At 69.0% G+C, this 19,489-nt stretch carries 19 protein-coding genes; 10 read left to right on the top strand and 9 right to left on the bottom strand.

What is annotated here, in order from left to right; all coding sequences use genetic code 11:
* Positions 1-19: 19 nt before the first annotated feature.
* The 8 genes from SACCYDRAFT_RS25260 (at position 20) to SACCYDRAFT_RS25295 (ending at position 10,588) form a co-directional block, all read left to right on the top strand.
* Positions 20-2,161 (top strand): DUF6049 family protein, encoded by a 2,142-nt coding sequence (locus SACCYDRAFT_RS25260; protein ID WP_005460607.1) that lies wholly within the window; start codon positions 20-22, stop codon positions 2,159-2,161.
* 634 nt (positions 2,162-2,795) lie between these two features.
* On the top strand, positions 2,796-4,628 hold the full coding sequence (murJ, locus tag SACCYDRAFT_RS25265; RefSeq protein ID WP_005460609.1) for a murein biosynthesis integral membrane protein MurJ: 1,833 nt from the start codon (positions 2,796-2,798) through the stop codon (positions 4,626-4,628).
* Positions 4,629-4,724: 96 nt separating this feature from the next.
* Positions 4,725-6,269, top strand: a complete 1,545-nt coding sequence (locus SACCYDRAFT_RS25270) for a protein kinase family protein (protein WP_005460611.1) — start codon at positions 4,725-4,727, stop codon at positions 6,267-6,269.
* A 70-nt stretch (positions 6,270-6,339) separates the two neighbouring features.
* Positions 6,340-6,942, top strand: coding sequence for an RNA polymerase sigma factor SigM (gene sigM / locus SACCYDRAFT_RS25275; RefSeq protein WP_005460613.1), 603 nt, complete (start codon positions 6,340-6,342; stop codon positions 6,940-6,942).
* Positions 6,939-7,760, top strand: a complete 822-nt coding sequence (locus tag SACCYDRAFT_RS25280; RefSeq protein WP_005460615.1) for a hypothetical protein — start codon at positions 6,939-6,941, stop codon at positions 7,758-7,760. Before sigM ends, SACCYDRAFT_RS25280 begins: the two co-directional genes overlap by 4 nt.
* A gap of 113 nt (positions 7,761-7,873) precedes the next feature.
* Positions 7,874-8,866: a thioredoxin-disulfide reductase gene (trxB, locus tag SACCYDRAFT_RS25285; protein ID WP_005460617.1), complete on the top strand. Its 993-nt coding sequence runs from the start codon at positions 7,874-7,876 to the stop codon at positions 8,864-8,866.
* 23 nt (positions 8,867-8,889) lie between these two features.
* On the top strand, positions 8,890-9,216 hold the full coding sequence (trxA, locus tag SACCYDRAFT_RS25290; protein WP_005460619.1) for a thioredoxin: 327 nt from the start codon (positions 8,890-8,892) through the stop codon (positions 9,214-9,216).
* Positions 9,217-9,439: 223 nt separating this feature from the next.
* Positions 9,440-10,588, top strand: coding sequence for an N-acetylmuramoyl-L-alanine amidase (locus SACCYDRAFT_RS25295; RefSeq protein WP_005460621.1), 1,149 nt, complete (start codon positions 9,440-9,442; stop codon positions 10,586-10,588).
* Between the two features lie 109 nt (positions 10,589-10,697).
* Here the strand turns inward: SACCYDRAFT_RS25295 and SACCYDRAFT_RS25300 are convergent, their stop codons facing one another.
* Entirely contained in the window at positions 10,698-11,336 is a 639-nt protein-coding gene (locus SACCYDRAFT_RS25300; protein WP_005460622.1) for a GNAT family N-acetyltransferase, read from the bottom strand.
* Positions 11,337-11,543: 207 nt separating this feature from the next.
* On the opposite strand from SACCYDRAFT_RS25300, the gene SACCYDRAFT_RS25305 reads away from it, so the two are divergent.
* Both SACCYDRAFT_RS25305 and SACCYDRAFT_RS25310 read left to right on the top strand, forming a co-directional pair.
* Positions 11,544-12,878 carry an aminotransferase-like domain-containing protein gene (locus SACCYDRAFT_RS25305; RefSeq protein WP_005460623.1) on the top strand — a complete coding sequence of 445 codons (1,335 nt, stop codon included), beginning with the start codon at positions 11,544-11,546 and terminating at the stop codon, positions 12,876-12,878.
* Positions 12,879-12,945: 67 nt separating this feature from the next.
* Positions 12,946-13,896 carry a D-alanine--D-alanine ligase family protein gene (locus SACCYDRAFT_RS25310; protein ID WP_005460624.1) on the top strand — a complete coding sequence of 317 codons (951 nt, stop codon included), beginning with the start codon at positions 12,946-12,948 and terminating at the stop codon, positions 13,894-13,896.
* 61 nt (positions 13,897-13,957) lie between these two features.
* On the opposite strand, the gene SACCYDRAFT_RS25315 is transcribed toward SACCYDRAFT_RS25310, so the two are convergent.
* The 8 genes from SACCYDRAFT_RS25315 to rpmH form a co-directional block, all read right to left on the bottom strand.
* The gene (locus SACCYDRAFT_RS25315; RefSeq protein WP_005460625.1) at positions 13,958-14,962 is read right to left on the bottom strand and encodes a ParB/RepB/Spo0J family partition protein; all 1,005 of its coding nucleotides are present in this window, start codon (positions 14,960-14,962) and stop codon (positions 13,958-13,960) included.
* Positions 14,959-15,861, bottom strand: a complete 903-nt coding sequence (locus tag SACCYDRAFT_RS25320) for a ParA family protein (protein ID WP_005460626.1) — start codon at positions 15,859-15,861, stop codon at positions 14,959-14,961. The genes SACCYDRAFT_RS25315 and SACCYDRAFT_RS25320 overlap by 4 nt, the downstream gene beginning before the upstream one ends.
* 91 nt (positions 15,862-15,952) lie before the next feature.
* Positions 15,953-16,645 (bottom strand): 16S rRNA (guanine(527)-N(7))-methyltransferase RsmG, encoded by a 693-nt coding sequence (gene rsmG / locus SACCYDRAFT_RS25325; RefSeq protein WP_005460627.1) that lies wholly within the window; start codon positions 16,643-16,645, stop codon positions 15,953-15,955.
* Positions 16,646-16,806: 161 nt separating this feature from the next.
* Positions 16,807-17,346, bottom strand: coding sequence for a Jag family protein (locus SACCYDRAFT_RS25330; RefSeq protein WP_005460628.1), 540 nt, complete (start codon positions 17,344-17,346; stop codon positions 16,807-16,809).
* Positions 17,347-17,370: 24 nt separating this feature from the next.
* On the bottom strand, positions 17,371-18,462 hold the full coding sequence (gene yidC, locus SACCYDRAFT_RS25335) for a membrane protein insertase YidC (RefSeq protein WP_005460629.1): 1,092 nt from the start codon (positions 18,460-18,462) through the stop codon (positions 17,371-17,373).
* A gap of 5 nt (positions 18,463-18,467) precedes the next feature.
* Positions 18,468-18,800 (bottom strand): membrane protein insertion efficiency factor YidD, encoded by a 333-nt coding sequence (gene yidD / locus SACCYDRAFT_RS25340; RefSeq protein ID WP_005460630.1) that lies wholly within the window; start codon positions 18,798-18,800, stop codon positions 18,468-18,470.
* On the bottom strand, positions 18,797-19,162 hold the full coding sequence (rnpA, locus tag SACCYDRAFT_RS26170) for a ribonuclease P protein component (RefSeq protein WP_005460631.1): 366 nt from the start codon (positions 19,160-19,162) through the stop codon (positions 18,797-18,799). Before rnpA ends, yidD begins: the two co-directional genes overlap by 4 nt.
* A 32-nt stretch (positions 19,163-19,194) precedes the next feature.
* On the bottom strand, positions 19,195-19,338 hold the full coding sequence (rpmH, locus tag SACCYDRAFT_RS26175; RefSeq protein ID WP_005460632.1) for a 50S ribosomal protein L34: 144 nt from the start codon (positions 19,336-19,338) through the stop codon (positions 19,195-19,197).
* Between the last annotated feature and the right edge of the window lie 151 nt (positions 19,339-19,489).

Below are 19,489 nucleotides of genomic sequence, written 5' to 3' on the forward strand. Positions count from 1 at the left end.
GCGACGGGAAGTGCAAGCCGTGAGAAAGCTCGCCGCGTTCGGTCTGGCACTGCTGTTCCTCGCCGGGCAGGCGTTGTTCGCCGCGCCCGGCTCGCCGGGTTCGGCGGGTCTGCCCTCGGCCCTCGCCCAGCCTTCGGGTTCGGAGCGGCTGTTGCGGGTGCGGGTCGACGAGCTGACCCCCCGCCTGGTGGGCACCGGCGACACCGAGGTCAGGGTCGTCGCCACCGTGACCAACGTCGGTGACCGGCCCGTGTCGGACATCGTGAGCCGCATCCAGGTCGGGCAGCGGCAGGCCACGGCAGCGCAGCTCGCGCAGACGTTGGCCGAGCCCCCGCCGTCGGAATCGGGCAGGTCACAGTGGGTGGGAGTGCCCCGCAGGCTGGGGCCGGGCGACAGCGCCCAGCTCCGCATCACGGCTCCGCTCGCCCAGCTCGGGTTGACGCAGCCGGGGGTGTATCCGCTGCTGCTCAACGTCAACGGCACACCGGCGTACGGAGGCCCCGCCCGGCTCGCCGCCGTGAACCTGCTGCTGCCGGTGCTGGGTGACGTCAGCGGGAGCACGCCCGCGTCCGTGTCGGTGCTGTGGCCGATCGCGGCGCGCGAACCGAAGGTGGTCTCCGCCCCCCACGACGGGAAGGTCGTGCTCTCCGACGACACCCTCGCGGGCGAACTCGCGCAGGGCGGGCGGCTGCACGCGGTGGTGGCCGCCGCCGAGAGCAGGCGTACCGACTCGGCTCTCTTCGGGTCGCTGTGCTTCGCGGTCGACCCCGACCTGCTGGAGACGGTCAACGCCATGACGCGGGGCTACCTGGTCCGCACCGGGTCGGGCACCGTCGAGGGCAAGGGCAGTGAGAGCGCCCGCCGATGGCTCGACGACCTCCGCGCCCTGGTGGCCAACCACTGCGTCGTCGAGATCCCGTACGCCGATGCCGACCTCAGCGCGCTCGCGGAGGTCGAGACCGACTTCGACCTGGTCGGGGAGGCGGTCACCAACGGCGCGACGATTCTCGACCTGCTGCGGCTCGAACCGGCACCCGGTGTGCTGTGGCCCCGTGGCGGGCTGACGCCCACCGCCGTCAGGGCCGCGGCCGACGCGGGCACCACGACGGTGATCACCGGGCCCGGTGACCTGGAGGCGGGCGACCATCCCGACCTCGGTGTCCGGGTCGCCACGTATGACTCCCTCGTGGCAGCCGGGTTCGGGCACGCGTCCGCGCGCGGCTCGGACACGGCAGGGGAACAACCGGGAGTCGCCACGCAGAACGCCGTCGCCGCCATCGCGCTGCGCGGCGGGCTGTCCGACGAAGCCGAAGGCCGCACCGTCCTGGTCGCGCCCCCGCACGACTGGAACGTCACCCAGGGTGATCTCGGCGCGATGCTCGACTCGCTCACCCAGCTCCACAGCAGGCAACTGGTGCACCTGGTGTCCATGTCCGAGGCACTCGAAGCCGGTACGGCCGAGGGCGCGCAGAGCGGGACCGGGCTCCCCGGAGGCGGCCACCGGAACGGGGCCTCCGAGCCCACCGAGCTGCCGGAGGACGTGCTCGCCACCTTGTCGCGGGTGGAGGAAACCGTCGCCGACCTCAGCAGCGCGATGTCCGTCGACCCCACCCGGCAGTACGATCCGGTCAACCTGCTCAGGCCACTGCACAACGCCGTGATCCGGGCGACGTCGGCGTCGTGGCGTGACACCCGTGGCCGACGCGACGCCACCGAGGCCGCGGCGAGCGAGGTGCGGCAGCTCAGCGGCAGGGTCACCGTCACCACACCGTCACAACCGGTGTCGCTGGCCTCGGGATCGAGTCCGCTTCCGGTCACGTTGCGCAACGACCTTCCGGTCGCGGTGACGGTTCGCATCAAGCTCACCAACAGCCCGGGCCTGCGGCCGTCGAGGATCGAGGACACGCCACTGGCCGCCAACAGCAGTGTCAGCCGGTTCATCCCGGCCGAGACGCTGCGATCGGGCCGCTTCATGGTGAACGTGTCGCTGGCCACGCCCGGCGGCACCACGCTGGGGCACACCGCCCGCATGGAACTCATGTCCACCGAGTTCGGCGTGGTCACGGTCGTGCTGACCGCCACTGCCGGCGCCGCCCTGGTGTTCCTCTCCGGGCGACAGATATACCGTCGGGTGAAGACCCGTGGGGAGGAACGCGGCTGAGCTCATGCCGCGAATCCGTCTACCCTGAATCGACGAAGCTGACCACCGACGGATAGGGCACGCGTTGGACGAACAGTCGGGCAACCCGCCCGAGCGTGGGGGCGGGCCCGCGCGTTCGGAGCGCGTGCCTCCTCGGCGGCCCGGGCCTGCGCCCCAACCACCACAGAACGGGCCGCTGCCCCGGTACCAGCCACCGGACCGGCGGGACAACACACCGCCGCCTCCCGGCAGGGCCCCACAACAGCCACCACAGCCACCACAGCCACCACAAGCACCGCAGGCACCACAGCCGGCCCAGCCTGCGCATACCCGGCACCTGCCCTCGCCACCTCCGCCGGGGCCACAGGGCGGTCAGGGCGGTCAGGGCGCTGCGTCCCAGGCTCCGCCGGTTCCGTCAGTTCCGTCGGGGCCGCCGCAGGGCGTCCCGGCCGGCCGGCCCCCGCAGGGCGGACCGCCGCCCGCGCCCGCGCCCGCGCAACAACGTCCGGCGCCGCCCGTGCCGCCGCCGGGGCACGGCCCGCCCGGCGGTCATCCCCCGAACCCTCCCGGGCCGCCGCACGCCGGTGTCCCGCACGAGCGGCCCACTCCGGTCGCTCCCCGGCGTGGTCGCTCACCGCAGCCACGCCGCCAGCCGATGAGGCCGTGGCGACAGGAGTCACAGCGCAGGCGACCCGTACCGCCGGCCGACAGCGAACGCACGCTCTTCATCCCGAGGGAGCGCGGTATCCCGCCGGGAGTGCGCTGGCCCGCGGCCGACCCCGACGTACTGCGGCCCTACGACGAGCTCGCGACCCGGATGATGCCGCGCATCGCGGCGGAACCGATCGGGGAACGGCTTCCCGAGGTCCAGCTCGACCGCCCGAAGGACGACCAGCAGAAGGCGCCGTCGCTGGCGAAGGCGAGCGGCCGCATGGCCATCGCCACGCTCACCAGCCGCATCACCGGCTTCGCGTGGAAGGTGATGCTGGCGTGGGTCGCCACGCTCGGCGTGCTCTACGACTCGTTCACCGTCGCCAACACGCTGCCGCTCATCATCAACGAGCTGCTGCTCGGCGGTGTGCTCACCAGTGTGGTCGTGCCACTGCTCGTGCGGTCGCAGGACGACGAGGACGGTGGTGAGGCGTACACCCAGCGACTGCTGACGCTGGCCATCACCGTGCTCGGTGTCGGGACCGTGGTCTCGACCGCGTGCGCACCGTGGCTGACCGGGCTGCTGATGGACGACGGTGGGGACGCCGACCCGCAACTGGCGACGTGGTTCGCCTACCTGCTGCTGCCCGGCCTGCTGTTCTACGGACTCTTCGCGGTGTTGTCGGCCGTCCTCAACGCCAAGCAGATCTTCGGCCCCGCCCAGTGGGCACCGGTGATCAACAACCTCGTCATCTTCGCCACCATCGGGACGTTCGCGCTGGTGCCGGGTGATCCGACCATCGTGCCGACCCGCATGACGGAGCCCCAGGTCCTCGTGCTGGGCATCGGGGTGCTCACGGCGATGGTGGCCCAGGCCATGTTCCTCGTCCCCGCGCTGCGCCGTTCCGGGTTCCGGTTCAAGTGGCGCTTCGGCATCGACGAACGGCTCAAGGAGTTCGGCGGGCTCGCCGCCTGGATTCTGGGGTACGTGGCGGTGAGCCAGATCGGCATGGTGGTCAACACCCGCGTGCTCACCGGCGGCGCGGCAGGCGGTCCGTCGATCTACTCCAACGCGTGGCTGCTGTTCCAGCTGCCCTACGGCGTCATCGGGGTGTCGTTGCTGACCGCGCTCATGCCCAAGATGAGCCGGGCCGCCGCCGACAACGACCACCGCAAGCTCGTCGGCGACCTGTCGTACGGCTCACGCATCACCACGATCATGCTGATGCCCGTGTCCGCCGTCATGGCGGTGGCCGGTCCGTCGATCGGTGTCGCCCTCTTCGCGCTCGGCAAGGGCTCGGTGGAGGACGCGGAGCGGCTCGGCCAGGCGCTGGCCGTTTCGGCGTTCGGCCTGGTGCCGTACGCGCTCGTGATGCTCCAGATGCGCGTGTTCTACGCCATGAAGGACTCGCGCACGCCGACGCTCATCATGTGCGTGATGACGGCGGTGAAGATCCCGCTGCTGTACCTCGCCGCGTCGATTCTCGACCCCGTCAACGTGGTGCTCGGCGTGATGATGGTGAACTCGCTGGTCTTCGTGGTGGGTGCCGTCATGGGCCAGGTGTGGCTGTGGGTCAAGCTCGGCAACCTGCGGAGCAGGCGAGTGCTCGGCGTCATCCTGTTCACCGTGGTGGCGAGCGGCCTCGGGGCACTCGCGGCGGCGCTCGTGGCACTGCCCGTTCCCGACGCCTTCGGTGCCATCGGAAAGGCGTGGGTGACCCTCGTCCTCCAGGGTGTCGTCGGCATCGCGGTGTCGTTCGGCGTGCTGATCGCGCTGAAGGTCGACGAGCTCGCGCCCGTCACGCGTCGAATATCCGCTTTGCTTCGTCGCGGTTAACCCGCTCGGCACGGATGCCACACGGTCACCGGCGCCGTTCACGTACCCTCGTTCCAAGCACTGTGCGAGGCGAATCGGCAGGGGGAGGGCGACCGAGTGGGCATCCGAACACACGGTGGATCGCTGGCACCCGGGGGTGTCGTCGGCGACGGCCGTTACCGCCTGCTCGCCCAGTTCGGCGTCGACGAACGCGGCGGCGCCCACCTGTGGAGAGCCCGCGACGGCCAGCTCCGCAGAGACGTCGCCCTCACGATCCTCGTCGGCGACCCCGCCGACGTGGAAGCGGCCCGGCAGGGCCGGAGAACGCTCGAACGCGCGGCACACACCGCGAAGTTCACGCATCCCAGCGTCGCGCGGGTGCTGGACGTGCTGACGCTCGGCAACGGCATCAGCTCCAGCGAGGGACTTCTGGGCATCGTCGTGTCCGAGTGGACCAAAGGTACCGACCTCATCGACCTCGTCAACGAGAAGCGCATCCCACCCAGCACCGCCGCCAGGATGGTGCAGGCGCTGGCCGAGCCCGTCGAGCGGGCCCACCAGTCGGGACTCGTGCTCGGTATCGACCACCCGCAGCGGCTCCGGGTCACCCCGGACGGCAGGCTCCGCCTCGCCTTCCCCGCCCCACCACCGCAGACCACGCTGCGCGACGACGTGAAGGCTCTCGGAGCCGTGCTGTACCTGCTGCTCGCCGGGCGGTGGGCACTTCCGGGTGGCCCGCCCGCGATCCCGCCGGCGCCCCGCGACCCGAGCGGACAACTCGTCCCGCCGCACGTGCTCGAACCGCGGGTGCCGCAGGAGATGTCGGCACTGGCGGTGCGCACGGTCTCCGACGGCGGACAGGGTGGCATCCGCACCAGCGCCGCCATCCTGCGCGTGCTCGACAAGGTGGCCTCGGCCGAGGAGCGCACCCGCAAGCCGTCGGAGAACGTCGATCCCGACGGCACGGTGTGGACCACCAAGAAGCCGGTCAAGGACGCCGCTCGCCGGCGCAAGCTCGCGCTCGGAGTGAGTGCGCTCGTCATCGCGGCCGTCATGGCGCTCGCCTGGGTGGGCATGATGGCCATCAGCTTCTTCCGCGACGACCCGCCGTCGGGCCCGCCCGTGAACCTCGCCGAGCAGAGCACCACCCAGCAGCAGGGCGGTCAGGGCGAGGGTGACGGTGGTGACGGCGGTGACGGTGGCGACCAGGGCGGTTCGCTGGGCGAGCCGGTCGCGCCCACCGAGGTGAGCGTCTACAACCCCGAGGGCGAGGGTGACGGCGAGGCGGACGCCCCCAACGCCGTCGACGGTGACGAGAGCACCGCCTGGCAGACCGACGAGTACATGCAGCAGTTCCCGGCCTTCAAGACGGGAGTGGGACTGCTCGCCGCCTTCGACCAGCCGATCGATCTGGGCGGTGTGCGGGTCGTCTCCGACACTCCCGGTACGGAGGTCGAGATCCGCGTCGCCGACTCGCCGCAACCCTCACTGGACGAGACGCGGACGGTGGCCTCGGGCACGCTGAAGGGCGACACCACCGAGCTCGACCTCGACGATTCCGCGTCCAGCCAGTACGTCATCGTGTGGATCAAGACCCTGTCGGGCGAGGAAGGCCAGTTCCAGTCCCGGCTCGCGGAAGTGTCGTTCCTACCGTCGAAATGACGGCGCGCTCCCGGTCGGTGCACGAGGTCCGGCCTGAACAGCGGGTCATCAACTTAGTACGCTCTGGCGAGTGACCGCTGCAGCGCCCACGGACGCCGATCTGATAGCCGCGCACTCGGCTGGAGATCCCCACGCCTTCAACGAGCTCGTCCGGCGACATCGCGACCGGATGTGGGCTGTGGCCCTGCGCACAGTCCGTGATCCCGAGGAAGCGGCCGACGCACTCCAGGACGCGTTCATCTCCGCGTTCCGCGCCGCCTCCAACTTCCGTGCCGAGTCCCAGGTGACGACGTGGCTGCACCGGATCGTGGTCAACGCCTGCCTCGATCGGGTACGACGCAGGCAGGCCCGGCCCACGGTGCCGTTGCCGGACACCTCCCACCACGAGCCCGCCGTACCGCGCGACTCGATGTCGGAACGCGAGACCCGGATGGTCATCAAGGAAGCACTCGACCAGTTGCCGGAAGAGCAGCGAGCTCCCATCGTGTTGATTGACGTGGAGGGGTACTCCGTCGCCGAGACGGCACAACTGTTGGGAATCGCGCAGGGAACCGTGAAGAGTCGTTGCGCCCGGGGAAGGGCGAAGCTCGCAAAACTTCTTGGTCATCTACGGAACCCGAGCAACGAGGGTGACGTCCCAACTCACGAAAGCAAACACGGGGAGGGACGATGACGGACGAGAGCAGGGGGCATGGCGGGCTCGTCGGTCCCCCATGGTCTGTCGACGTGCTCGCCGACCTGCACGCGGGGGCTCTGGACGAGCGGGAGGCGGCCGAACTGTGGCCGCGGGTGAACGCCGACCCGGACGCTCGGGCGATCATCGAGGCGCTGGAGTCCACCAGGGCCGACCTCTCCGGATTCGCCGCCCTGGACGTCGAACCCATGCCCGCTGACGTGGCGAGCCGCATCGACGCCGCGTTGGAGCGGGAACGGCAGACCCAGGCGTCACCAGCGCAGGCACAGCCAGCAGCGCAGGCACAGCCGCCCGCGGAGGGCTCAGGTGCCGTGGTGAGTCTCGACGCCGCGCGCGCGAGGCGGAAGAAGCGTCTCGGCTGGGGCGCGGGCCTGCTGACCGCGGCGGCAGCCGTGGTCGCCGCGGCACTCGTGGTGATCCCCGGCACGGGCGACCGGAACGGAAGCGAGCTGGCTCAGCCGTCCCCGCCGTCCCAGTCGTCCGACGTCGGCGGCGCACCCCCGTTGCCGGTCGACAGTGGGAACCTCTCCGCGGCCGTCGGGCAGATCGTGAACGTCCGCGACTTCGGCCCCCTGGGCGGCGAGCAGCGGCTCGACGCGTGCCTGGAGGCCAACGGCATCGACTCCGCAGTGCAGCCGGTCGGGTTCCGCCCTGTCACCGTCGACGGGGACGAAGCCGTCGTCGTGCTGCTCACCACGGGGGAGTTGGGCCAGTTCAGGCTGCTGGCGCTGGCCCCCGACTGCGGGCCCGGCAACCCCGGCCTGCTGATGGACGAGACCGTCGGCCGACAGGGTTGAAGGAGACACGTGTCGCCTTCCGCCACGTGAGATGCCGGGAACAGTCCCGCCTACGATGCTGTTGACCAGGGTGAGTAGGCAGTGATCCAGCGGCGTCGAAGCGGAGGGCGTAGGTGACGGAAGACATTCGAAACCTCATCATCGTGGGGTCCGGCCCCGCGGGCTACACGGCCGCGGTCTATGCGGCCCGTGCGCAGCTGGAACCGCTGGTGTTCGAAGGAACGCAGTACGGCGGCGCGCTGATGACCACGACCGAGGTCGAGAACTACCCCGGGTTCCGCTCCGGCATCCAGGGCCCCGATCTCATGGAGGAGATGCGGGAGCAGGCCAAGGTCTTCGGCGCCGACCTCCGGCAGGAGGACGTCGAGGAGCTGGAGCTCACGGGGCCGGTCAAGTACGTCACCGCCCACGGCAAGCGGTACGCGGCTCGCGCGGTGATCCTCGCGATGGGAGCGGCGCCGAGGTACCTGCACGTCCCCGGTGAGCAGAACCTCCTGGGCCGCGGTGTCTCGTCGTGTGCGACCTGTGACGGGTTCTTCTTCCGAGACCAGGACATCGCGGTGGTCGGTGGCGGCGACTCGGCGATGGAGGAGGCGACCTTCCTCACCAAGTTCGCGCGCAGCGTCACCATCATCCACCGCCGCGACGAGTTCCGGGCCTCCAAGATCATGCTGGAGCGGGCCCGCGCCAACGAGAAGATCAAATGGCAGTTGAACTCGCAGGTCACCGAGGTGCTCGGCGAAGGCAAGGTGAGCGGGGTCAAGCTCCGCGACACCGTGACCGGCGAGGAGTCCACCCTGGACGTCACGGGCTTCTTCCTGGCCATCGGCCACGACCCGCGCAGCGACCTCGTGCGCGGCCAGGTGGAGCTGGACGAGGACGGCTACGTGCTCGCGAAGGGCCGCGGCTCCTACACCAACCTCGACGGCGTGTTCGCCGCAGGCGACCTGGTGGACCGCACCTACCGGCAGGCCATCACGGCGGCGGGTTCGGGTTGCTCGGCCGCGATCGACGCGGAGCGCTGGCTCGCCGAGAACGCCGATGTCGCCGAGGCGAACGAGAGCACCGAACTCGTCGGCGGCGGATACGCCGCTCGTGCCAACTGACCCCGACCACGACAGGAGAGATGATGACGAACACCGTTGCGGTGACCGACGCCACGTTCGCTGACGAGGTGCTGACCCACGACAAGCCGGTCCTCGTGGACTTCTGGGCGACGTGGTGCGGACCGTGCAAGATGGTCGCACCGGTGCTGGAGGAGATCGCGGCCGAGCACGGCGACAAGCTCCGGATCGCGAAGCTCGACACCGACGCGAACCCGAACACGGCCAGGGACTACCAGGTCATGTCCATCCCCACCATGATCCTCTTCCAGGGCGGCAAGCCGGTGAAGCAGATCGTCGGTGCCAAGCCGAAGGCGGCCCTGCTGGCCGACCTCGCGGACGTGTTGCAGTAGGACCCGACCATCAGGCCCGGCAGCCTCGAAAACCCGGGATGCGCCCATCCGGTGGCGCTCCCGGGTTTTCTTTCGTTCGGCCATCCGTGTGGGTTACGAGACGAAGTAGCCCTTCGTCCTCACGCTCCGTCCTCACGGCACAATAGAGAGGGCAAGGCCCCAGGCCCACGAAATCTGCACGAACCACGAGCGCACTAGGTGCCCAAGGAATAGCGAGGAGTGCATGCGGGTACTCCGCCGCGGCGACACCGGACCGGAAGTCGCCGAGATCAGGTCCATGCTGTCGGCGCTGGAACTCCTTCCGTCCAGCAACGAGGTGAACGGAAACGGACCGTTCTTCGACCTGTCGGTCGAGCACGCCGTCCGCGCGTTTCAACAGCAACGCGGGCTCATCACGGACGGGGTGGTCGGCCCCGCCACCTACCGAGCGCTACGCGGCTCGACCTACCACCTCGGCAGCAGGCCGCTGGCGTATCTCGTGTCGTCCCCCGTGCACGGCGACGACGTGTTCGCCCTGCAGGAGCGGCTGACCGAACTCGGGTACGACGCGGGCCGACCTGACGGCGGGTTCGGACCTCAGACCGAACGGGCTTTGAAGAACTTCCAACGGGACTACGGGTTGGTGGTCGACGGCATCTGCGGTCCGGCGACCGTGCGGGCGTTGCGACAGCTTTCGCCACGCGCGCGTGGTGGCCGGCCCGTCTTCCTGCGCGAGCAGGAGCACCTACGGAGGGCCGGACCCCGCCTGCGGGGCAAACGCATCGTCATCGACCCCGGCCACGGTGGTCCCGACCTGGGTGTGTCGGTGGGCGGGGTCAACGAGTCGACCATCGTCTGGGACCTCGCACGCAGGCTGGAAGGCCGGATGAAGGCCACGGGCATGGAAGCGTTGATCTCGCGTGGCCCGGACCACAGCCCCTCGGAGTTGCAGCGGGCACAGTTCGCCAACGACGCCGGTGCGGACCTGTTCCTGTCGCTGCACTGTGACGGCAACCGCTCGCCGCACGCACAGGGCGTGGCGAGCTTCCACTTCGGCACGGGCAACGGCACGACGTCCACGGTGGGGGAGCTGCTGGCCGGCTACATCCAGCGGGAACTCGCAGCGCGCACGGGCATGCTCGACTGCCGCACCCACCCGAAGACGTGGGACATCTTCACCCGCACCCGCTGCCCGGCCGTGCGCATGGAGATCGGTTACCTCACCAACGACCAGGACCGGAAGCGGCTTTCGGACCCGGCGTTCCGCGACGTGGTGGCCGAAGGCATCCTCATCGCCGTGAAGCGGCTGTACCTGCTGGGGGAGAACGACCAGCCCACGGGCACGTTCACGTTCGCCGACGTTCTCGCCCACGAACTGCTCAGGGCCGAGTAACCACCGCAGTTGTCCACCTCAGGTGGGTGAAATTGTGGATGGATACAGCCCACCTGTGTACAACCTGTGGATAACTCGCCAAGTTATCCACAGGTTGTGGGTAACTTCGCTATGTCCGGACGGGGCTCGGCTCAGCGGTCGTCACACTGACCTGCCCGAGCAACTTCTCCAGAGCGGCCTCGACGTCGGCCTTCCAGGAGATGCCCGCTCGCAGTTCCAACCTCAGCCTCGGCCAGCGGTGGTGAGGGCGCACGGTCTTGAACCCCACACTCCGCAGGAACGCGGCGGGAACGACGCAGACGTGCTCGTCGCCCGCGTTCTCCGGAGCCGCGTCCCCGAACGCCTCGACGGCCCGCACGCCACGGCGCGTCAGGTCTGCGACGACGGCCTGGACCAGGGCCCGCCCCAGCCCGCTGCCACGGAACTCGGGCAGGACGTGGAACGCCGTCAGCAGTACGGCGTCCGCACCCGGTGGAGAGGTGGGGAAGGCACCTGACCTGGGCACGGCGTTCGGCGGTGCGTACAGCACGAACCCCACCGGGAGCTCGCCGCTGTAGATGATCCGCCCGCACGAGCCCCACTCGAGCAGCACCGACGACACCCAGGCTTCCTTCTCCACCTCGGTCTCGCCGAACTGCTCGGCCTGCTCCTTCAGGTGCGGAGCCACCTCCCAGTACACGCAGCGTCTGCACTTGCGCGGGAGTTGCTCCAGGTTGTCCAGCGTGACGCCGACGACGCGTCGCGACACCGAACCTCCCAAAGAAAGAGAACCATGGTCGAACGCGGCCCGCGCAGCGCGCGTCGACCGCCGAAAGCCCCGCATGAGCATATGGGTCTGTGAGAAGCCCCGCCAAGCCCGGGAGCCGACGAGGGACTGAAGTTACACTCGACTCACGCCTTCAGCGGGGACGCCCCGAACGACATGCAACCTTCACGAAGCGGAAGCGATGTGTCCATGACTTCCTCCCAGCCTCCGCAACCGGCACGGCCGGGTTCCGAACCGGGTCGGCAGAACCTCGATCCACACATCGACCGCTACGCCGCGCGCACCGCCGGTATGACGGCCTCCGAGATCCGAGCGCTCTTCGCGGTGGCCAGCCGTCCCGAGGTCGTGTCCCTGGCAGGCGGTATGCCCAACCTCGCGGCGCTACCGCTGGACTCGCTGTCGAACCAGATGGCGGAGGTCGTGGCGCAGGACGGGCTCGTGGCGCTGCAGTACGGCTCCGCGCAGGGCGTGCCGGTGTTGCGCGAGCAGATCTGCGACGTGATGGCGCTGGAGGGCATCTCCGCGCACCCCGACGACGTCGTGGTCACCGTCGGTTCGCAGATGGGTCTGGACATGGTGACCCGGCTGTTCTGCGACCCCGGTGACGTGGTCATCGCCGAGGGGCCGTCGTACGTCGGCGCGCTCGGCTCCTTCGCCGCCTACCAGGCGAACGTCGTGCACGTCGCCATGGACGACGACGGGCTGGTGCCCGACAACCTGCGTGAGGCACTCTCGCAGGCCGAGAAGCAGGGCCGTCGGGTCAAGTGCCTGTACACCATCCCGAACTTCCACAACCCCGCGGGCGTGACACTCTCGGTCGAGCGGCGCGCGGAGATCGTCGAGATCTGCGCGGAGCACGACGTCCTCATCATCGAGGACAACCCGTACGGCCTGCTGGGGTTCGACGGACAGACCTACCCGTCGCTGCGCTCGATGGCACCCGAGAACGTCGTGTACCTCGGGTCGTTCTCCAAGACGTTCGCCTCCGGCCTGCGCGTCGGCTGGGTGCTCGCTCCGCACGCCGTGCGCGAGAAGATGGTGCTGGCAGCCGAATCGGCCACCCTGTGCCCGCCGACGCTCAACCAGCTCGTCGTGTCGAAGTACCTCTCCACCCACGACTGGAAGGGTCAGATCAAGACCTTCCGGGAGAACTACCGCGAGCGCCGCGACGCGATGCTCGCGGCGCTGGAGCAGCACATGCCCGCCGGGTGCACGTGGACGCGGCCCGAAGGCGGCTTCTACGTGTGGGTCACCGTGCCGGAGGGCGTCGACACCAAGGCCATGCTGCCCCGAGCGGTGACGGCTCGTGTCGCGTACGCGTCCGGCACCGGCTTCTACGCCGACGGCTTCGGCAGCAGGCAGATGCGGCTGTCGTACTGCTATCCGACCCCCGAGCGCATCCGCGAGGGTGTCCGCAGGCTCGCCGGTGTGCTGGAGTCCGAAATGGAACTCATGCGCACCTTCGGTAGCGTGTCCACCCGCGCGGTGTCGGGTCCGCAGTTCCCCGGTCCCGACACGGCCTGACGTCGCGGCGGCGCGGCCGCGCGTATCCCTTTCACCCACACGTTCCAGCAACCCGAGGAGTCCCGCGTTGGTCGAGGGTACTGTCGCCGTTCTCGCAGGCGGACTGTCGCACGAGCGAGACGTCTCGTTGCGGTCAGGCCGCAGGCTGTCCGTTGCGTTGCGCGACCAGGGCCTCACGGTGCAGGAGTGGGACACCGACGCCGGACTGCTCGACCGCCTGCGCAACGACAAGCCGGATGCCGCGGTCGTCGCCCTGCACGGCGGGTCCGGGGAGAACGGCTCGGTGCAGACCGTTCTGGAGATGGTGGGTGTGCCGTTCGTGGGAACCAGTTCCCGCGGGTGCCGCAAGGCGTGGGACAAGCCCATCGCCAAGGCACTGATCCAGAACGCGGGCTTCGCCACGCCCGAGTGGGTGTCGTTGCCGCACAGCACGTTCCGCGAGCTGGGCGCTCAACCGGTGCTTGACGCGATGGTGGAACGCCTCGGCCTTCCCCTCATCCTCAAGCCGGACCAGGGCGGCTCGGCACTCGGCGCGCAGGTGGTCCGGGACGCGGCCGACCTGCCCGCCGCGATGGTGGGCTGTTTCGCCTACGGCGACACGGTGCTCGCCGAGCGCTTCGTGGACGGTGTCGAGGTCGCGGTAGCCGTGGTCGAACGGGACGGGGGAACGGAGGCACTGCCGCCGGTGGAGATCGTCCCGGAGGGTGGTGTCTACGACTACACGGCGCGGTACACGGCGGGACTCACCGACTTCTTCGCGCCCGCGCGGTTGCCCGACGAGACGGCACAGGCGGTGCAGGAGCTCGCCGTACGTGCTCACTCCTTGCTGGGTCTGCGCGACATCTCCCGCACCGACGCGATCGTCGCCGAGGACGGCACCGTTTTCTTCCTGGAGGTGAACTCGTCGCCCGGGCTCACCGAGACGTCCACGGTTCCGATGGCGTTCGAGGCCGCGGGTACCTCACTCGGCTCGGTGTTCGTCGATCTCGTGCAGCGGGCCGTTCAGCGGGGGAGTTGATCGGCCGCAGTCGCTTCCACGGCCGATCCGTAAACCGTCACCGTGACGAAACGTCCCGGTGTCATCGGTCATCGGTTTTGAGTGTCCGTTTCGCCTGGTTCGGGGCCATCAGGGCGACGATTCGTTCGAGATCGTCCACCGAACCGAACTCGACCACGATGCGCCCCTTACGGCGGCCGACATCCACCTTCACCCGCGTGTCGAAGGCGTCGGACAACCGCTCGGCCAGCGCGTCCACACCCGGCATGTTCATCGGCTTGCGGGCCGCCTTCTTCGGCTTGGGCTTCGACTCGCCCTTGGCGAGCGTGACCGCCTCCTCGGTGGCTCGCACCGAGAGTCCCTCCGCCACGATCCGCGCGGCGAGCTCCTCCTGACGGTCAGCGTCGTCCAACGAGAGCAGAGCGCGGGCGTGCCCTGCGGACAACACCCCGGCCGCCACCCGGCGCTGCACCGGCAGGGGGAGCCGCAGGAGCCGGATCGTGTTCGTGATGACGGGACGGCTCCGGCCGATGCGAGAAGCCAGCTCCTCGTGCGTCACACCGAACTCGTCGAGAAGCTGTTGGTAGGCAGCGGCCTCCTCCAGCGGGTTCAACTGAACGCGGTGGATGTTCTCCAGCAGCGCGTCACGCAACATCGCCTCGTCGGCGGTGCTGCGGACGATGGCCGGGATCACGTCGAGCCCCGCTTGCTGCGCGGCACGCAAGCGGCGCTCACCCATGACGAGCTCGTACTCGTCACCCGTCAGGTGCCGGACCACGATGGGCTGCATGAGCCCGAACTCCCGAATCGAGTGTTCGAGCTCCGCCAGAGCGTCCTGGTCGAAAACCTGCCGCGGCTGCTTGGGGTTCGGCTTCACCGCCTCGACGGGCACCTCGCGGTAGACCGCGCCGGACACCTCACCCCCCTTGGCGGTCACCGCACCGTTGGCGGCGAACCAGCCCGTGTCGGACTGCTTCGCGGCGATGCCGTTGGTACCGCCCCTGCCGCCGCCGTCGCCGGAGTCGGTGGGACCCGTGGGGATCAACGCGGCCAGGCCGCGCCCCAGTCCACCTCTGCGTTCGCTCATTGTCGTCGCTCCCTGCTCGATCCACGCTCGGCGACCTCACGCGCCGCGTCCAGGTAACTCATCGCTCCACGGGAACCCGGGTCGTAGGCCAGCACGGTCTGCCCGTAGCCCGGCGCTTCCGACACCTTCACACTCCGCGGGATCACGGTGCGCAACACGACGTCACCGAAGTGCCTGCGGACTTCCTGGGTCACCTGGTCGGCCAGCTTCGTACGCCCGTCGTACATCGTCAGCAGGATGGTCGAGACGCTGAGCGTCTGGTTGAGATGTCGCTGCACCAGCTCGATGTTGTTCAGAAGCTGCCCCAGACCTTCCAGCGCGTAGTACTCGCACTGGATCGGGATGAGTACCTCGTGTGCGGCCACGAGGGCGTTGACGGTCAGCAGGCCGAGCGACGGCGGGCAGTCGATGAAGACGTAGTCGACCCCGAGCGTGTCGAGCGCCTCCCTGGTGAGCGCTTCCTTGAGGCGGGCCTCGCGTTGCGCCATGGAGACGAGTTCGATCTCGGCACCGGCGAGGTCGATCGTCGCGGGAACGCAGAGCAGGTCCTGCGACTGGGTGCTCGCCTGGACCGCGTCGACCAGCGACACCTCGCCGAGCAGGAGTTCGTAGACGGACGGTGTTCCGGAGCGATGGTCCACGTCGAGCGCCGTGCTGGCGTTGCCCTGGGGATCGAGGTCGATCACCAGGGTTCGCACACCGTGGAGCGCGAGGCCGGCCGCGAGGTTCACCGTGCTCGTCGTCTTGCCGACTCCGCCCTTCTGATTCGCCACCGTGATGACACGTCGCCGAGTCGGCCGGGGCATGAAGTTCGTGTCGGGGTGAAGGACGCGCGCCGCGCGCACTGCCTCCTCGGCGATCGGGGTGCCGCCGAGGCCGGTGTCGGGGGAGGAGCTCACCGCACACCACCCCGTACCGCCGCCGTGCCGCGCTGTTTCACGTGGAACATCCGCCGCTCCGTACTGATCGTCATTCGCTGAGCCAATCCTCTCAGTGCTTCTTCCGTCCGCGTTTCCGCGCAACTCCGGATGACCCCGACTCCACCCGTTCGATGGCAACCACGGTGGTCGGCGTCCCAAGAACTCCCGCACCACACCGCACGATCCTGGGCTCGCCGCCTCCGGCCCTGCGGACGGCGGAGCGATCCCGTTCGATCTCCTCGGCCGCCGTCTGTCCCTTCAACGCGAGTAGCGAGCCGCCGGGACGGACGAGCGGCATGCACCATTCAGCCAGCCGAGCCAACGGCGCGACCGCCCTGGCGGTCACGACATCGGCAACGTCGATCCGGCGTCGCACCACCTTCTCCTCCGCGCGGCCACGCTCGATGCTCACCGAGAGAGAAAGCGCCTCGGCCACCTCGGTGAGCCAATCGACGCGGCGAGCCATGGGTTCGAGGAGAACAATATCGAGATCGGGACGCGCGATGGCGAGAGGTATTCCGGGAAAGCCGGCACCGGAGCCGACATCGACGACCCGACCGCCTTCCGGGATGCGCTCACCGAGCACAGCCGAGTTGAGCACGTGGCGTTCCCACAGCCGGTCCACCTCTCGCGGGCCGATCAGGCCTCGCTCCACTCCGTGTGATGCGAGCAGGTCGACGAACTCGGCGGCGAGCGCCAAGCGCTCCCCGAAGACGTGCCGCGCCTCCGACGGGATCGTGGATTCAGCGCCTTCAGACTCCAATGACACTCCTCCCGGACGGCCGTTCCACGTGAAACAGGCTGGCGTCGATTGTCCCCTGCGGCCGCCCCGCCACGCGGACAGCCCGTGTTTCACGTGAAACGCGAAGCGGCCCGCCAGGTCTCGCCTGACGGGCCGCTGTCCGCGAATGAGTGCCGGAAACGCTACTCGGGCTTCACCACGACCCGGCGCTTCGGCTCCTCGCCTTCGCTCTCACTCGTGACGCCGTCCACGGTCGCCACCGCGTCATGCACGATCTTCCGCTCGAACGGGCTCATCGGCTGGAGGCGGATCTGCTCACCGGAGTCACGGACCGACTCCGCGGTGGAGCGCCCGAGCTCGCGCAGTTCCTCACGACGCGCCGCGCGCCAACCGGCGATGTCGAGCATCAGCCTGCTCCGCGTGCCGGTCTCCTGCTGCACCGCCAAGCGGGTCAGCTCCTGGAGCGCTTCGAGTACCGTGCCTCGCGGGCCGACCAGCTTGTCGAGGTCGTCACCGCCGTCGATGCTCACCACCGCGCGGCCCGCCTCGACATCGAGGTCGATGTCCCCGTCGTAATCGAGGATGTCGAGCAGGCGCTCCAGGTAGTCACCGGCGATATCGCCCTCACGGACCAACAGATCCTCGTTGTCGTCCGTGTCGTTCACCGCCGCGGGCGCGGTGTCGCTCTGCCCCGCGCCGACCACCTCGGCCGTATCGGACATGTCGTCTCTCCTTCCAGCCCCGGGTCAGCGCCGCTTGCGTCCCTGTGCCTTCTTGCCCTGGCCTGCGGGCTTCTGCTGATTCCCGCCGTTCTTCGCCCAGGCGCCACCGCGCACGCTGCTGCCGCTGCCCTTCGGGGACTTGCCGTTCTTGGTGTTGTCGCTGGAGTTCTGCTGCTTCGACTGCGTCGACTGCGGGGTCGACTTCGAGGCCTGCTTCTGCGCGGGCTTCTGGCCCGGCCGCGGCTTCTGACCAACCTGGGGCTTCTGGCCGGCCTGCGGCTTCTGACCCGGCTTCGGTGCGAGGGTGTTCCGCTTCTCCTTGGCGGCCTGCTTCTTGGCTTCCTCTTCCTTGTCGATCCGCGTGTAGACGAGGCGCTGCTGGCCCAGGGTCCACATGTTGTTGGCGAGCCAGTAGATCAACAGACCGATGGGGAAGAAGGCACCGAAGACGAGAACACCCGCGGGGAAGATGTACAGCGTCAGCTTGTTCATGACCGCGGTCTGCTGAGTCGCCGACGCGGGGTTCTGCCTGGCCACCGAGTGGCGGGCGGTGAAGTGCGTGGCGATGCTGGCCACGATCATCAACGGCACGGCGACCGGCGCGACGTCCCAGTGCCAACCGGGCTCGCCACTGCCGCCCATCATCCCGAGGTGGTTGATGGCGTCGCCGAGGTTGACACCGAAGATCTGAGCGTCGACGTAGGAGGCGACGTCCTTGGCACCGAAGACGTAGTTCGACTCCGCACCGGGGGTGAAGTTGCGCAGCACCCAGTTCAGACCGATGAACACCGGGATCTGCAGCAGCATCGGCAGGCAGCTGCCCAGCGGGTTGACGCCGTGCTCCTTCTGGAGCTTCTGCATCTCCATCGCCTGGCGCTGCCGGTCGTTCGCGTACTTCTTCTGGATCTTTTTGACCTCAGGCGCGAAGTCCTGCATCTTCTTCATCGACCGCACCTGGTTCACGAACGGCTTGAACAGCAGCCCGCGGACCGTGAAGGTCAGGAAGACGATGCCCAGGATCCAGGCGATGGCGTTGTCTTCACCGAAGACGAAACCGAACACCTTGTGCCAAAACCACAGGATGGCCGACACAGGGTAGTAGATGAAGTCGAGCACTAGAGCTACTCCTCGGTAGACATACCAGGGCCTTGGTACCGGAAGCTGAACTTCTCGGGAACCGGGTCTCGCCCCGGTGGGGTCCACGGTCCGCAGCGCAGCAACCGGCGCACGGCGAGGTATGTGCCGCGGGCGGCTCCGAAGCGAGTGAGGGCTTCGGCCGCGTAGGTGCTACAGCTCGGATAGAACCGGCACATCGGGGGAAGGTACGGGGAGATCGCCTTGCGGTAGAAGCGGATCGGCAGCAGCAGGACCCACGCCACCGGCGTCGGCCGGTTCGGCGCGGCGGTGTCGTGTTCCTCGACCGGGTGAGCGCCGGCCGGCTGGTCTCTGTTCACGCCGTTGATCCAGTGTTGTCGCGGGGGGACGACAGTCCCAACCGCCTCAGTGCCGCATCGATGTCCGCACCGAGTTCCGTACTCGATGCGGTGGCGGCCGCAGGTAGTGCTCGAACGACCAACGCACTGCCCTCGGGTAAGGTTCCGAGCCTTTGCGCGACAAGATGCCGGAGTCGCCGTGTGACTCGGTGACGGACGACGGAGTTGCCCACGGCCTTGCTCACGACGAAGCCCGCCTTGCTGCTCTCGCCGTGAGAGAGAAGCAGGTGCAGCACCAAACGGCGGCGCCCGGCACGGACGCCGCCCCTCATCACGGCACGGAACTCGTCGCTACGCCGCAGACGAGCGTCGGCTGGTAACACGCCGCGCCCCGTCGTCGCAGGCTGTGACGTCGTCAGGCGGAGAGCTGGTTGCGGCCCTTGCGACGGCGGGCCGCCAGGATCGCGCGGCCCGCGCGCGTCCGCATCCGCAGCCGGAACCCATGAGTCCGCGCGCGACGACGGTTGTTCGGCTGGAAAGTGCGCTTGCCCTTGCTCACGGCAGTCGTTCTCCTGGTCTTGCGGCGATCGGTCGTCGGTGCCACCGCGACGAGGCAGCCTGACCCACACCCGGCACTCGAAGGCGGGCAGGCCGAAAGGCGCCGCTGTCAGCGGTAGACCTTACGAGGGTACGCGAGTGACCACCTGGCC

It is taken from the genome of Saccharomonospora cyanea NA-134 (assembly GCF_000244975.1).
Classification (GTDB): Bacteria; Actinomycetota; Actinomycetes; order Mycobacteriales; family Pseudonocardiaceae; genus Saccharomonospora; species Saccharomonospora cyanea.

Bases quoted from the DNA above. Each gene is read 5' to 3' on its own strand.
- SACCYDRAFT_RS25330 (WP_005460628.1), bottom strand. From the start codon at position 17,346: ATGTCCGATACGGCCGAGGTGGTCGGCGCGGGGCAGAGCGACACCGCG.
- SACCYDRAFT_RS25305 (WP_005460623.1), top strand. From the start codon at position 11,544: ATGACTTCCTCCCAGCCTCCGCAACCGGCACGGCCGGGTTCCGAACCG.
- SACCYDRAFT_RS25315 (WP_005460625.1), bottom strand. From the start codon at position 14,962: ATGAGCGAACGCAGAGGTGGACTGGGGCGCGGCCTGGCCGCGTTGATC.
- SACCYDRAFT_RS25295 (WP_005460621.1), top strand. From the start codon at position 9,440: ATGCGGGTACTCCGCCGCGGCGACACCGGACCGGAAGTCGCCGAGATC.
- trxA (WP_005460619.1), top strand. From the start codon at position 8,890: ATGACGAACACCGTTGCGGTGACCGACGCCACGTTCGCTGACGAGGTG.
- murJ (WP_005460609.1), top strand. From the start codon at position 2,796: ATGAGGCCGTGGCGACAGGAGTCACAGCGCAGGCGACCCGTACCGCCG.
- SACCYDRAFT_RS25280 (WP_005460615.1), top strand. From the start codon at position 6,939: ATGACGGACGAGAGCAGGGGGCATGGCGGGCTCGTCGGTCCCCCATGG.